This is a genomic window from Exiguobacterium sp. K1 (genome assembly GCF_033721435.1).
GTDB lineage: Bacteria > Bacillota > Bacilli > Exiguobacteriales > Exiguobacteriaceae > Exiguobacterium_A > Exiguobacterium_A artemiae.
On sequence record NZ_JAOTIT010000001.1, the window covers coordinates 478090 to 493285 of the forward strand.

The window sequence follows — 15196 nt, forward strand, 5'->3', positions numbered from 1 at the left end:
GAAGCAACAACGACAGCACAAATGCGAGTGGATACACAACAACGCATGGCGCTCTTGATGAGCGATTTAGAATTACCAACCGGCATCGTCGAAGAGTTTTTTACAGATGCTTCACTTGAAAAATTACGGGTCCAAAAAGCAACTGCAACGTGGACTTTCCATATTCGGCTGACACAAATTTTACCCCAGAACGTCTATCAGATGTTTTACAGTCGGTTGAAGAGCCGTTATCAACAGTTTGCAGAGGTCAAACTGTTGCTTGAATCCGAGCAACGTCCCGATGCTAAACTGTTTATTGATTATTGGCCGTATATCGTTGAAGACTTGGCCGATGCTTCGTCAGCGATGCGGAGTCATCTGAGCCGGGTTCTACCGGAATACCGGGACAATAAATTGTTTATTCCGGTCCGCAGTGAACCGGAAGCCGGATTCCTGAAAAACGATCTGTGCGGTGAAATGCAATTGTTATACGGGGCATACGGTTTCCCGAAATTCGTATGTGAACCGGTCGTCCAGATGGACCAGACCGAGCAGGAAGAGTTGCGGAACCAGGTAAAGCAGGAAGACATTGATGAAGCAAAACGGATGCTTGAACTGCAATTCAAACGGGAACAATCCCGTGACGATGATGAAGGTCCGATTGATATCCGGATTGGAAAACCGATTCAGGATGAAGTCGTACCAATCAAGACGATTCAAGATGAAGAGCGCCGGATTGCTATCCGCGGACTTGTTTTTGCGGCGGAAAGCCGTGAACTCCGCAGCGGGAAAACAATCTTTACTTTTAAACTGACCGACTATACGGATTCACTTGTCGTCAAAATGTTTGCCCGGGACGAGACGGATGTCAAAATCTTGTCGGCGATCAAAAAAGGCATGTGGATTCAAGTGGCGGGTCGTGTTGAATTTGATACGTTCTTACGTGACTTATGTATGATGATTGCCCAATTGTCCGAAGTCAAAATGGAATTGCCGGCTGATCCTTGGGCCGGTGAAAAACGGGTCGAGTTGCATGCCCATTCACAAATGAGTCAGATGGATGCCGTCATGAACGTGACGAAATACGTCGAACGGGCGGCTGCCTGGGGACATCCGGCAGTTGCCATCACGGATCATGCCGGGGCTCAGAGTTTTCCGGACGCCTATTACGCCGGAAAGAAAAATGATATCAAGATTTTATACGGGATTGAAGCGAACGTCGTCAATGACGGGGTGCAAGTCGCCTATCATCCGGTGGATCAAGAATTAGAAAAAGCAACATTCGTCGTCTTTGACGTCGAGACGACCGGGTTGTCTGCCATGTACAACAAAATCATCGAGCTCGCTGCCGTTAAAATTTATGACGGTGACGTCATTGACAAGTTTGAAGCTTTTGCCGATCCGAAACATCTATTGTCGGCGACGACGATTGACTTGACGGGAATTACCGATGAAATGGTCCGCGGAAAACCGGATCCGGAACAAGTCGTCAAGGAATTCATGGACTGGGCCGGCGACTCGATTCTCGTTGCCCATAATGCGTCCTTTGATATCGGCTTCTTGAATGCGACACTGCGGTCCGGTAATCATGAAGAATCAACGTTACCGGTCATCGATACGCTGGAACTGGCACGGGTCCTGATGCCGAGTCTCAAGAATCACCGGCTGAATACGCTCGCGAAACGCTTTGATATCGAATTGACCCAGCATCACCGGGCGATTTACGATGCGGAAGCAACCGGGTACTTGATGCTCAAACTACTGCAGATGGCAGATGAGATGTTTAATATGAAAACGCACCTTTCGCTGAACCGGGAAATGGGAAAAGACATATCGCGGGCTCGTCCGTATCATGCGACGGTCTATGCGAAAAACCGGACCGGGCTCAAAAATCTGTATCAATTGATTTCGCTTGCGCATACGAAACACGTTCACCGGGTCGTCCGGACGCCGCGTTCGCAACTGGTTGCACACCGGGAAGGATTAATTATCGGTTCCGCTTGTGATAACGGGGAAGTGTTTGATGCTGCCCTTAACAAGTCGGACGAAGATTTAGCGAAGGTCATGCGTTTTTATGATTTTATCGAAATTCAGCCGCCGGCGATGTACGGTCATTTGATTGAACGGGAAATCGTTCAAAATGAACTGGAGCTACGGGAACTGATTAAAAAAGTTATCCGTGTGGCGGAAGAAAATAATATTTTGCCGGTTGCGACAGGAAATGTCCATTATCTCGACAGACATGACGCAACATACCGGGAAGTCTTGATTCGGACCCAAGGCGGCGCCAATATGCTTAATATGCGAAAACAACTGCCGCCGGCTCATTTCCGAACGACGCAGGAAATGATGAGCGACTTTAAGTTTTTAGGACCGGATGTATCGGAACGACTCGTCATTACAAACAGTCAGCAAGTCGCCGACTGGTTTGAAAATATCGATATCATCCCAAAAGATCTGTTCACTCCGAAAATCGAAGGGGCCGATGAAGAAGTCCGCTCACTGTCGTATGATATGGCGCATCAAATTTACGGTGATGTGTTGCCGGAAATCGTCGAGGCCCGATTGGAAAAAGAACTCAAGTCGATTATCGGACATGGATTTGCCGTCATCTATCTGATTTCGCACAAACTTGTTAAGAAATCACTTGATGACGGGTACCTTGTCGGTTCGCGGGGGTCAGTCGGGTCAAGTCTTGTCGCGACGATGACGGAGATTACGGAAGTCAACCCGTTGCCGCCGCATTATGTCTGTCCGAATTGTAAGGAATCGGAATTCTTTGATGACGGATCGGTTGGTTCCGGATTCGACTTACCGGATAAAACGTGTAAGACGTGTGATGTGCCGTTAATTAAAGACGGGCATGACATTCCGTTTGAGACCTTCCTCGGATTCAAAGGGGATAAAGTCCCGGATATCGATTTGAACTTCAGTGGAGAATACCAGCCGAAAGCCCACGCCTATACAAAAGTTTTGTTCGGGGATGATTATGTTTACCGTGCCGGAACGATTGGTACAATTGCTGAGAAAACGGCATATGGGTATGTCAAAGGTTATCAGTCGGAAAATGACCTCAATTACCGGAATGCCGAAGTCGACCGGCTCGTCAGCGGAGTGACCGGTGTCAAACGGACGACCGGACAGCACCCAGGGGGAATCATCGTTGTTCCGGACTATATGGACATTTATGATATCAGTCCGATCCAGTTCCCGGCGGATGATATGGGATCCGAGTGGAAGACAACTCACTTTGACTTCCATTCGATTCACGATAACCTGTTGAAACTCGATATTCTCGGACATGATGATCCGACGATGATCCGGATGCTACAGGATTTATCGGGACGTGATCCGAAAACGATTCCGGTCGACGATGCCGAAGTCATGAAGATCTTCAGTTCGACAGAATCAATCGGCGTGACGCCGGAACAGATCGATTCGAAAACCGGAACGCTCGGAATTCCCGAGTTCGGAACTAAATTCGTCCGGCAGATGCTCGAAGAAACAAAACCGACGACGTTTTCAGAGCTCGTCCAGATTTCCGGTCTGTCCCACGGAACGGATGTCTGGCTCGGTAATGCCAGTGAACTGATTTATAACGGAACATGTGAACTAAAAGACGTCATCGGGTGCCGGGATGATATCATGGTCTACTTGATTTACGCCGGTCTTGAACCGTCGCTGGCCTTTAAAATCATGGAGTCGGTCCGTAAAGGGAAGGGTCTGTCGATTGAGATGGAAGAAGCGATGATTGAGAACCATGTCCCGCTCTGGTACATCGATTCGTGTAAAAAAATCAAGTACATGTTCCCGAAAGCCCACGCCGCAGCCTATGTATTGATGGCTGTCCGGATTGCCTATTATAAAGTCCATCATCCGATGTACTACTATGCTTCTTACTTCACGGTCCGGGCCGGTGATTTTGATATCGGTGCGATGAATAAAGGGTCGGCCGCGGTCCGGAAAGTGTTGCAGGACATCAAGGACAAAGGATTTGAAGCGACAGCGAAAGACAAAGGACTCTACACCGTCCTTGAAATTGCGCTTGAAATGATCGAACGTGGTTTCACCTTCAGCAAAGTTGATTTGTATAAATCGAGCGCATCCGAATTTCTGATTGACGGAGACGCGTTGCTACCGCCATTTGATGCCGTCACCGGACTCGGGACGAATGCAGCGAAACAGATTGTCGAAGCCCGAAAAGGCGGCGAGTTCTTATCGAAAGAGGATCTTCAAAAACGGGCGAAGTTATCCAAATCGATCATCGAAACACTCGATAATCTCGGGTGCCTCGAAGGTCTTCCGGATGAGAACCAGCTCTCGTTATTTGACCTCTAAAGCCTTGCGAATGCTTGCTTAAGACGGTGCATTATGCTATATTGAGTAAGGAAATGTTTTTTATACTACGACTTGGAAGGAGTAGGGGGACCTGCTCCTTTCTTGTTGGTTTTTTGAAGGAGGATGAAGATGACGAACGTAACTGAGAAGGTCGAACAACTCGCAAAACCGATCGTAGAACGTGAGGGGATGGAGCTTGTCGACGTCGAATTCGTCAAAGAGGGGGCGGATTGGTTCCTACGTGTCTCCATCGATAAAGACGGTGGCGTTGACCTGGAAGACTGTGTCAACATCAATGAAAAGTTGTCGGAAGCATTGAACCAGGATGATCCGATCGACGAACCCTACTATTTAGATGTTGCGAGTCCAGGTGCCGAACGACCACTCAAAAAAACTGAGGATTTCGAGAAGGCAATCGGGAAACATGTCTATATCAAAACCCATGACCCGGTTAAAGACGCAACAGAATTCGAAGGCACATTACTGACTTATTCTGAAGAAATGCTGGAACTCGAAGTCCGTGTGAAGACACGTAAATTGAAAATTGAAATACCGGTGAACAAGATCGCGATGGCGCGGCTTGCGGTAGTGTTCTAAGGAAAGGAAGAGAACGATGGGACCACAGTTACTTGAAGCAATCGAACAAATCGCTAAAGAAAAAGAGATTGATAAGAATATCATCATCGATGCGCTCGAACAGGCATTGATTTCCGCTTACCGTCGCAACTTTGGAAAAGAGTCGGAGGCAGTAAAAGTCGAGTTTGATCAACAGACAGGAGATATCCGTGTCTTCGCCTTGAAAGAGGTCGTTGAACGCTTGACGCAGCCGGAAGAACAGCTTTCACTCGAGGAAGCACACGAAATCGATCCGACGTATGAACTCGGTGATTTCCACAAAGTTGAAGTGACACCAGGTGATTTTGGACGTGTTGCAGCACAAACGGCCAAACAAATCGTCACACAAAAGATGCGCGAAGCAGAACGGGAACGCATTTACAATCATTTCGCCGACCGGGAAGATGAAATCATGACGGGGATGGTCGAACGTCAAGATGCGCGTAATCTATACGTTAACCTCGAAGGTATTGAAGCGGTCTTGACGACACACGAACAGATGCCGAATGAACGTTTTGGAATTCGGGAATACATCAAAGTATACGTGACGAAAGTCGATCCGATGGTCAAAGGATCAGGCGCATCGATTCTCGTATCGCGGACGCACCCGGGCTTATTAAAACGCCTGTTTGAAATCGAAGTACCGGAAATCGCGAGCGGCGAAGTCGAAGTGAAGTCGGTGGCACGTGAAGCCGGCGACCGTTCGAAAATTGCCGTTGCTTCTGACGAAATCGATCCTGTCGGCGCATGTGTAGGTCAAAAAGGCGCACGTGTTCAACGCATCGTCAACGAATTGAACGGTGAAAAGATTGATATCGTCCGTTATTCAGATGATCCGAAAGAATACGTTGCCAATGCTTTAAGCCCGGCACAAGTTGTTGCTGTATACGTCAACGAACCGGCTAAAGCAACAATAGTCGTCGTCCCTGACTTCCAATTGTCACTCGCAATCGGAAAACGCGGTCAAAATGCCCGTCTGGCTGCCAAGTTGACAGGATGGAAAATCGACATCAAGAGCGAATCAGAAGCAGAATCGATGGAATTGAAGGATGTCTTCATGAAAGTCGAACCTGCGACAGCAGAAGCAGTTGACGTGGAAACGGTCCAAGTCGAAGGCGAGGAATAATTCGTGCAAAAAAAGGTACCATTACGCAAATGTGTCATCACACAAGAAATGCGTCCTAAAAAAGAGTTAATTCGGGTCGTCCGGACACCTGACAGTGAGGTTGTCGTCGATCTTAATGGTAAAATGAATGGGCGAGGCGCCTATTTGACGAAAGATGCAACTGTCATTGCGACAGCCAAAAAGAAGCGCACACTCGATCATCATCTGAAAGTCAAGACAACAGATGAGTTATATGATCAATTGCTTGCGATCGCGGGAGGTACACATGAGTAAATGGGAATCGCTCCTTGGTCTCGCGAACCGAGCGCGGAAAGTGACGACTGGAGAAGAACTCGTACTGAAAGAAGTACGGGGAGGACAAGCCAAACTCGTCCTCTTAGCAGCAGATGCGGGGGCTGCCACGCGTAAGAAAGTGACGGATAAATGTACAAGTTATCGTGTTCCGTACATCGAAGTCGGAGATCGAAACATTCTTGGACATGCACTTGGGAAAGATGCGCGTGTAGTCGTATCAGTCAACGAAGCCGGATTTGCGAAAAAGCTAACGGAACTCCTCTCGAACGATTAACTGGAGGTGGATCTTTTGGGTAAACGTGTATACGAATTCGCGAAAGAACAGAATGTAACGAGTAAGCAGGTCATCGCCCAGCTCGAAAAACTGGAAAAACCGGTCAAGAATCACATGGCGGTTTTAGATGAACAGACAGTACAGCAACTCGACAAAGTATTTAATCCCGAGAAACATCGGGTCCAAAAAACGGAGGCTCCAAAACAAGTGAAATCAGACAATAAACCGAACAGACCAGGAACAACTAACAAACCAGCAGGGAACCAATCACGCAATTCAAAAGGCGGACGTCCAGAATTCGGAAACCGTAATAACCGCGGTGGAAAACGTCGTCCCCAGAAGAAAGTAGAACCACGTAAATTGGAAGTAGCAGATCCAAATTCAAAATCAAGCCAACGAAAAGCAGCACGTCGGGCGCAAGAAGAAGCAATGGCGAACGTCGTTCAATATGCAGACAACTTAACAGTCGGCGAATTGGCTGAAAAAATGGATAAAAAACCAAACGAACTCATCATGAAATTGATGGGAATGGGCGTTATGGCGACCATTAACCAAGATCTCGATGATGAGACAGTTGAATTGCTTGCTTCTGACTTCGGATTTGAAGTCGAGAAAACGGTTCAAGTCGATGAAACAGACTTCGATGCATACGAATTGAATCTCGATAACTACGAATTGTCAGAACGTCCACCGGTCGTTACGATCATGGGACACGTCGACCACGGTAAAACGACATTGCTGGACTCGATCCGAAACACGAAAGTCACAGCAGGCGAAGCCGGCGGAATCACACAGCACATCGGGGCTTACCAAGTTGAAATCGAAGGAAAGAAAATCACATTCCTCGATACACCAGGTCACGCCGCGTTTACAACGATGCGGGCACGTGGTGCAGATGTCACAGACATCGCAATCATCGTCGTCGCAGCGGATGACGGTGTCATGCCGCAAACGGAAGAAGCCATCAGCCATGCGAAGGCAGCCGGTGTTCCAATCATCGTTGCAGTCAACAAGATGGATAAAGAAGGCGCTAACCCGGACCGTGTCAAACAAGAATTGACGGAATTCGAACTCGTTGCCGAGGACTGGGGCGGCGACACGATCTTCGTACCAGTTTCAGCACTTAAGGGAGACGGAATCGACGAGTTACTCGAAATGATTCTGCTTGTTTCGGAAGTCCAAGAATACAAATCAACACCGGATATGCACGGACGCGGAACAGTCATCGAAGCGAAACTCGACAAAGGACGCGGACCAGTCGCGACATTGCTTGTCCAACACGGAACACTTCGTGTCGGCGATCCAATCGTTGTCGGTCATACGTTCGGTCGTATCCGGGCCATGGTCAACGATATCGGTCGTCGTGTCAAAGAAGTCGGTCCATCGACACCAATCGAAATCACAGGATTAAACGACGTGCCAAAAGCCGGCGATCAATTCTTTGCGTTTGAAGATGAGAAAAAAGCCCGTCAAATCGGGGAAGCACGTTACCAACGCGAAATCGAGGCACAACGCCGCGATTCAGCGAAAGTCAGCTTAGAAGATCTCTTCGACCGGATCAAAGAAGGCGAAGTCAAAGATCTTAACATCATCATCAAAGGTGACGTTCAAGGTTCTGTCGAAGCACTTGCCGGTTCACTCAAGAAAATCGATGTCGAAGGCGCGAAAATCAACATCGTCCACTCAGGTGTTGGTGCGATTACAGAAGGTGACGTCATCTTGGCTTCAGCAGCCAACGCGATCATCATCGGCTTTAACGTCCGTCCGGATGGTAACGCTAAATCGATGGCAGACCAAGAGAAGGTTGAGATTCGCCTTCACAAAATCATCTACAATGCCATCGAAGAAATCGAACAAGCGATGAAAGGTCTTCTTGATCCTGAATTCGTTGAAAAAATTATCGGTCAAGCTGAAGTTCGTGACGTCATCAAAGTCTCGAAAGTCGGAACGATCGCAGGTGGTTATGTCACAGAGGGTAAGTTAACACGTGCTGCAGGTGTTCGTGTCGTCCGTGACAGCATCGTTATTTACGAAGGAAAACTCGATACGTTGCGCCGCTTCAAAGACGACGTTAAAGAAGTCGCAGCCGGTTACGAGTGTGGAATTAAGATTGAACGGTACGACGACATCAAAGTCGACGATGTCATCGAAGCGTTCATCATGGAAGAAGTAAAACGTAAGTAACAGAACGGATCAGAATCCGAACTGGAGGGATATAGAATGAGCGTACGTTCCAATCGTGTAGCAGAACAGGTGCGTAAAGAAATTACGCAAATGTTGATCAAAGATGTGAACGATCCGCGTGTCAAAGCGGTTACGGTAACTGGTGTTGAAGTCACAGGCGACTTACAACAAGCAACGATCTTTTATTCGGTGCTCGGTGATGAAACAGTGCGCGAAGAAGCGCGCGTTGGTCTTGAAAAGTCAAAAGGGTTCATGCGCAAAGAAATCGGATCACGCATCCGTTTACGCAAGACACCTGAATTGCTGTTTGAGATCGATACATCTGTCGAGTATGGATCACGGATTGATGAGTTGCTCCGGAACTTGAACAAGGATTAACAAGACGAGGGCAACCACAGGTGTGGTTGCCCTTTTTTAGGAGGGAAAAAGATGGAACCCATAGGAGTATTACCACTGGACAAACCGGCAGGCATGACGAGTCACGACTGTGTCTTTCGACTGCGCCGGCTCTTTCAGACAAAAAAAGTCGGGCATACCGGAACACTTGACCCGGAAGTGACAGGTGTCTTACCGATCTGTCTCGGACGTGCTACAAAACTTGCACGTTTCATTACAGACGAAGGAAAGAGATATGTGGCAGAAGTGACAATCGGATATGCGACGACGACCGAAGACGCCCACGGTGAAACCGTCCGCGAAACACCGGTCACGCCCGCGTCAATTACGGAGCAACAAGTAGATGAAATTCTACAGCAATTGACCGGACAGATTGAACAGACTCCACCATATTATTCGGCGGTCAAAGTGAACGGGAAAAAATTGTATGAATATGCCCGTAAAGGCATCGAAGTGGAACGTCCGACCCGAACGGTTCAAATTGATACGTTGGAACGGACATCCGGGCTGACCTTTGCAGACGGACTCTGCCGGTTTCAAATCGAGATTGCTTGCGGAAAAGGAACCTATATTCGGACGCTTGCCGTTGAAATCGGTGAACGGTTGGGTTATGCGGCTCATATGAGTGAGTTGCGCCGGACGAGTTCAGGAATGATGTCTGAAACAGAAGCAGTGACGCTAGCTACGCTTGAAGCCTGTGAGACTGTCGAAGAGCGGATGCAGTACGTCTTACCGATTGAACAAGTCATTCAAAAGTGGCCGCGGTTGACTGTAAATGCCGAGACGGCGGCTCGTGTATTGAATGGGGCAAAATTACCAGGCATTCCGGTCGAATTTGAACGATTTACTGTCTATAATGAAGAGGGCATCCCTTTAGCGATCTACCGGCTTGATTCCGAGATCAATATGGGACGCGTTGAAGTCATGTTACAAATCGATTAGGATCGGAGCGATCAGGAATGGACATCATTCACTTAACATACCCAGAACAACCAACAGAAGATCCGGCGGTCATCGCACTCGGATTTTTTGACGGTGTTCATCTTGGACACCAACGTGTTTTACAAACCGCAATTGAAAAAAGCCGTGAGCTCAATCTGCCAGTAGCAGTGATGACGTTTGATCCTCATCCGAAACAAGTTCTTGGCAACGGGACGGAACAGATTCTCTACATTACGCCACTTGACCGGAAACTCGAAAAAATGGCACAACTCGGCATTGACCGGGTATATGTCATCGAATTTACAGTCGCTTTTTCCGAACTGTCTCCGCAAGATTTCGTCGATCATTATTTAATTGCTGCCGGAGCACGCCACATTGTGGCCGGATTTGATTATTCGTATGGACGGTTCGGGGCAGGTAAGATGGCGACGCTTGATTTCCACAGCCGTGGACGATTTGATCATACGACGGTTTCCGAACATCAGGCAGACGATGAAAAGGTCAGTTCGACACGGATTCGTCGTTTACTTGCGGATGGAGCGGTCGCGGAAGCAGCTCTGTTATTAGGGGAACCGTATCAAACGAAAGGGATTGTCATTCACGGTGACGCCCGAGGTCGGCAGATTGGTTTTCCGACGGCCAACATCCGTCCGGAATTTGCCTATGTCATTCCGAAACTTGGGGTCTATGCGACGTTCGTCCATCTTGAAGACGGGCGCAAGTTTCCGGCGATGACGAATATCGGACGGAGACCGACGTTTTATGAGACGGGAGAAGTCAGCATCGAAACCCACTTGCTTGCCTTTGACGAGGATTTATATGGACAAGAACTGAAACTCGAGTGGATGGCATACTTACGCGATGAACGTGCGTTTGACGGGATTGAAAGCTTAAAAACACAGCTTGCCCAAGATAAAATTCATGCGATGCAAGCATTAACGGTTTGACAGACGATGACGGGTTCGTTATGATGAGTCAGTACGAATACGTACAGCCGGTTGGCTTGGCATCAGGTCTCACCATCCGATGCTCGGCAATACGGTCATTCAAAAGATGGAGGTGGAGTGACAATGGCACTCACTAAAGAACGTAAAAACGAAATTATCGAAGCTTATGCTACGAAACAAGGCGATACTGGTTCGCCGGAAGTACAAGTTGCTGTTTTAACTGAACAGATCACAACTTTAAACGATCACTTACGTACACACAAAAAGGATCACCACTCACGTCGTGGTCTCTTGAAAATGGTTGGTCGTCGCCGTAACTTGCTCACATACCTTCGTAACAAGGATGTTTCACGTTACCGTTCATTGATCGAGCGTCTTGGTCTTCGTCGCTAATCCGAACAGATCAACAAGGAAGCAGGAGCATCGTCTCCTGCTTCTTTTTTTTGCCGATTCATGGACATTTGGCGCAAGAACATCCATAATTAGATTTGAATGAAAAAACGGATAGAAGTGAGAGGGGATTTGTGCATGTCACAAACAAAGCAGACGTTTTCGACCGAATTCGGTGGACGTCCATTAAAAATTGAAATCGGTCAACTGGCCAAACAAGCAAACGGAGCAGCATTGATCCGTTACGGTGAGACAGCAGTCCTTGCGACGGTCGTCGCATCCAAACAACCAAAAGACTTAGATTTCTTCCCATTAACTGTGAACTATGAAGAAAAACTATATGCAGCAGGTAAGATTCCAGGTGGTTTCCTAAAACGTGAAGGACGTCCGGGTGAAAATGCGATTTTGACATCACGTTTGATTGACCGTCCGATCCGTCCGTTGTTCCCAGACGGTTTCCGTCATGATATCCAAGTCGCAACGACAGTTTTGTCTTCTGACGAAGATAATTCACCGGAAGTGGCAGCAATGATTGGGGCATCGATTGCTTTGTCGATTTCAGACATTCCATTTGACGGTCCGATTGCCGGCGTGACGATTGGTCGTGTGAACGGTGAGTTCATCATCAATCCGACGATGAGTCAAGCATCTGAAAGTGATATCGACCTTCAAGTTGCCGGAACGAAACATGCGGTCAACATGGTAGAAGCCGGAGCAAAAGAAGTTTCGGAACAAGCAATGCTTGAAGCGATTCTCCTCGGACATGACGTCATTAAGGAATTGATTGCGTTCCAAGAAGAAATCGTCGCAGCAGTCGGACAAGAAAAGTTCGCTTACACGGTTTCTTCGTTTGACGAAACACTCGTCAACCGCTTGAAAGCAGAGGCGCTTGCAGAAGTCACAACAGCCGTTCAAGTCGAAGAAAAACAAGCACGTGATCTTGCTATCAATGAAGTCATTTCGAAATATATCGATCAGTACGCAGCGGATGACTCAATTACGGAAGCTCAATTAGCTGAAGTATCCGGTGTCTTAAATAAATTCGTTAAGACAGAAGTCCGCCGCTTGATCACAGAAGATAAAGTCCGTCCAGATGGTCGTGGTCTTGCTGAAATCCGTCCGCTTGATTCGGAAATCGGACTGTTGCCACGGGCACACGGTTCAGGTCTGTTCACACGCGGTCAAACACAAGTCTTGTCCGTCGCAACGCTTGGTGTTGCTGGAGATGCACAAATCATTGACGGTCTTGGACTTAAAGCAGAGAAACGTTTCATGCACCATTATAACTTCCCGCCGTTCTCTGTCGGGGAAGCTCGTCCGATGCGCGCACCAGGTCGTCGTGAAATTGGTCACGGAGCACTCGGTGAACGTGCCTTGTTACCGGTTCTTCCGTCAGAAACAGATTTCCCGTACACGATTCGTCTCGTTTCGGAAGTCCTCGAATCAAACGGTTCGTCTTCACAGGCGTCAATTTGTGGATCAATTCTTGCGATGATGGATGCGGGTGTGCCGTTGAAAGCACCGGTTGCCGGAATTGCAATGGGCTTGATCAAAGAAGGCGAAAATTACTCAATCTTGACAGATATCCAAGGAATGGAAGATCACCTCGGCGATATGGACTTTAAAGTTGCTGGAACAAAAGATGGTGTGACGGCTTTGCAAATGGATATGAAGATTGGCGGAATCACGCGTCAGATTTTAGAAGAGGCGCTTGAACAAGCACGTCTTGGTCGTTTACACATCCTGGAACACATGAATTCAGTCATTGCTGAACCACGTGTCGAGTTGTCTAAATATGCACCAAAAATCGTCACATTGAAAATCAATCCGGATAAAATCCGTGATGTGATTGGGCCCGGCGGTAAAGTCATCAACGGTATCATCGATGAGACAGGTGTCAAAATCGATATCGATCAAGACGGTACAGTCTTTATCGCGTCAACGGATCAAGACGGTATCAACCGTGCGCGTCAGTTGATTGAAGATATCGTTCGTGAAGTCGTCATCGGAGAAGAATTTGACGGTACGGTTCGCCGCGTCGAAAAATTCGGAGCTTTCGTCGAATTGTTCAAAGGGAAAGATGCCCTCGTGCATATCTCGGAACTGGCACTTGAACGTGTTGGTCAAACCGAAGATGTCGTCAAATTAGGCGATAAATTGAAAGTACGTGTCACGGAAGTCGATGATAAAGGACGTGTCAATGCGTCGCATAAAGTCCTTCTCGTGGAAGGTATGAGTCCAGAAGATCGTGCCGCATATGATGAAAAGAAAAAAACAGAGCGTGACAGCCGCCCGCCGCGTCGGGATACTGGATCTCGCCCACCACGTGACGGACAACGTCCACCACGTCGTAACTAATGAAAACAAAGGTGGCTCAACGGTGCGAATACGTGCACCGCGGGCCACCTTGTTTCATATTTCAAGGAGGAATGAACGATGGTCGAAAGACTCGTATTAGAGAACGGCGTTCGAATTGTCAGTGAACGGATTGAGAACGCCCGAAGTGTGGCAACCGGAATTTTCATTAAAGCTGGTTCACGGACGGAAACAAAAGAAGAGCATGGAATCAGCCATTTGATTGAACATATGATGTTTAAAGGAACAAAAAAACAATCGGCAAAAGAAATTGCCGTTTATTTTGACCGCTTGGGTGGTAATATTAATGCATTCACGAGTAAAGATCAGACCTGCTATTATGTGAAGACGTTGGACGAGCATGCGATTACGGCGTTTGATGTTTTAGCAGACATGTTTTTGGAGTCGACCTTTGATGAAGAGGAACTTGAAAAAGAAAAACGGGTCGTGATTGAAGAAATTAAAATGTATGAAGATACACCGGACGACCTGGTACATGAACTGTTAGCCGTTGCGGCTTACGGAGAAGACGTGATGGCCCGCCCGATTCTCGGGACAGAGGAAAGCGTCAAACAACTCAGCCGGCAAATGATTGTCGAGTATCTGCAAGAAGCCTATGCACCGGAACAAATCGTCATTTCCGTTGCGGGTCATGTAACAGATGAACTGATTACACAAATTAAGAATCGATTCGGTTCGCTGCAGTCAAGTGGCACTAACCGACAAATTACTGAACCTGTCTTAAAAAGTGACGCGTTACGAAAAGAAAAAGACACGGAACAAGTGCATGTCTGTTATAATTTCCGGGCGATTCCGTCTGCTGACGACCGTTTACCGACGCTTGCCTTACTCAATAATGCGTTTGGGGCGACGATGTCGAGCCGTCTGTTCCAATCGATTCGTGAAGACCGCGGATTGGCCTATTCCGTTTTTTCGTACTATACGACGTTTGATGATCATGGAACGTTTACGATTTATGTCGGGACATCAAAAGAAACGTTGGAAGAAGTCGAGACGGTCCTTTCGGCGGAAATCAAACAGTTGCTCGAACATGGTCTGACAACGAAAGAGCTGGAAGACGGCATCGAGCAGTTAAAAGGATCATTGATTTTAGGAAATGAGAGTATATCGAGTCACATGAACCGTAATGCCCGGAATGAACTCCATCTTGGCATGCATCCGACATTAGAAGATGTTCTTACGGAAGTGGAGCAGATTACGCCTGCTGACGTTCAGGAAATGATTGCGTATATCTTTAGTGAACCGCCGGCGAAAGCATACATCTTGCCGGAAATCGATGAGGCAGACCTTGAAACCGAGTGAGGCTTACCCTACACTGAAATAGCATGTAATTGA

The 15196-nt window shown here is 47.6% G+C and carries 12 protein-coding genes; all 12 read left to right on the forward strand.

All coding sequences use genetic code 11. From position 1 onward, the window contains the following. Nucleotides 1–21: 21 nt before the first annotated feature. The 12 genes from N7U64_RS02385 (at nucleotide 22) to N7U64_RS02440 (ending at nucleotide 15163) form a co-directional block, all read left to right on the forward strand. Nucleotides 22–4317, forward strand: a complete 4296-nt coding sequence (locus N7U64_RS02385; RefSeq protein WP_318928303.1) for a PolC-type DNA polymerase III — start codon at nucleotides 22–24, stop codon at nucleotides 4315–4317. A 129-nt stretch (nucleotides 4318–4446) separates the two neighbouring features. After that, a complete protein-coding gene (gene rimP, locus N7U64_RS02390) occupies nucleotides 4447–4914 on the forward strand; it encodes a ribosome maturation factor RimP (protein WP_012370711.1) in 468 nt (155 codons plus the stop codon). Between the two features lie 16 nt (nucleotides 4915–4930). After that, on the forward strand, nucleotides 4931–6058 hold the full coding sequence (nusA, locus tag N7U64_RS02395; protein ID WP_214764120.1) for a transcription termination factor NusA: 1128 nt from the start codon (nucleotides 4931–4933) through the stop codon (nucleotides 6056–6058). Between the two features lie 3 nt (nucleotides 6059–6061). After that, nucleotides 6062–6331 carry an RNase P modulator RnpM gene (rnpM, locus tag N7U64_RS02400; RefSeq protein WP_214764127.1) on the forward strand — a complete coding sequence of 90 codons (270 nt, stop codon included), beginning with the start codon at nucleotides 6062–6064 and terminating at the stop codon, nucleotides 6329–6331. Continuing rightward, nucleotides 6324–6626, forward strand: a complete 303-nt coding sequence (locus N7U64_RS02405; RefSeq protein ID WP_012370708.1) for a YlxQ family RNA-binding protein — start codon at nucleotides 6324–6326, stop codon at nucleotides 6624–6626. Before rnpM ends, N7U64_RS02405 begins: the two co-directional genes overlap by 8 nt. A gap of 15 nt (nucleotides 6627–6641) precedes the next feature. Then, on the forward strand, nucleotides 6642–8810 hold the full coding sequence (infB, locus tag N7U64_RS02410; RefSeq protein WP_012370707.1) for a translation initiation factor IF-2: 2169 nt from the start codon (nucleotides 6642–6644) through the stop codon (nucleotides 8808–8810). A gap of 36 nt (nucleotides 8811–8846) precedes the next feature. After that, nucleotides 8847–9188 carry a 30S ribosome-binding factor RbfA gene (gene rbfA, locus N7U64_RS02415; RefSeq protein ID WP_012370706.1) on the forward strand — a complete coding sequence of 114 codons (342 nt, stop codon included), beginning with the start codon at nucleotides 8847–8849 and terminating at the stop codon, nucleotides 9186–9188. 51 nt (nucleotides 9189–9239) lie between these two features. Next, nucleotides 9240–10148 (forward strand): tRNA pseudouridine(55) synthase TruB, encoded by a 909-nt coding sequence (truB, locus tag N7U64_RS02420; protein WP_318928308.1) that lies wholly within the window; start codon nucleotides 9240–9242, stop codon nucleotides 10146–10148. A 17-nt stretch (nucleotides 10149–10165) separates the two neighbouring features. Further along, complete coding sequence (locus tag N7U64_RS02425) at nucleotides 10166–11095, forward strand: bifunctional riboflavin kinase/FAD synthetase (RefSeq protein WP_012370704.1); 930 nt, start codon at nucleotides 10166–10168, stop codon at nucleotides 11093–11095. Nucleotides 11096–11218: 123 nt separating this feature from the next. Beyond that, nucleotides 11219–11488, forward strand: a complete 270-nt coding sequence (gene rpsO / locus N7U64_RS02430) for a 30S ribosomal protein S15 (protein ID WP_012370703.1) — start codon at nucleotides 11219–11221, stop codon at nucleotides 11486–11488. A gap of 135 nt (nucleotides 11489–11623) precedes the next feature. Further along, nucleotides 11624–13843 (forward strand): polyribonucleotide nucleotidyltransferase, encoded by a 2220-nt coding sequence (gene pnp, locus N7U64_RS02435; RefSeq protein WP_318928310.1) that lies wholly within the window; start codon nucleotides 11624–11626, stop codon nucleotides 13841–13843. 78 nt (nucleotides 13844–13921) lie between these two features. Further along, nucleotides 13922–15163: a pitrilysin family protein gene (locus tag N7U64_RS02440; protein ID WP_318928311.1), complete on the forward strand. Its 1242-nt coding sequence runs from the start codon at nucleotides 13922–13924 to the stop codon at nucleotides 15161–15163. Nucleotides 15164–15196 lie beyond the last annotated feature (33 nt).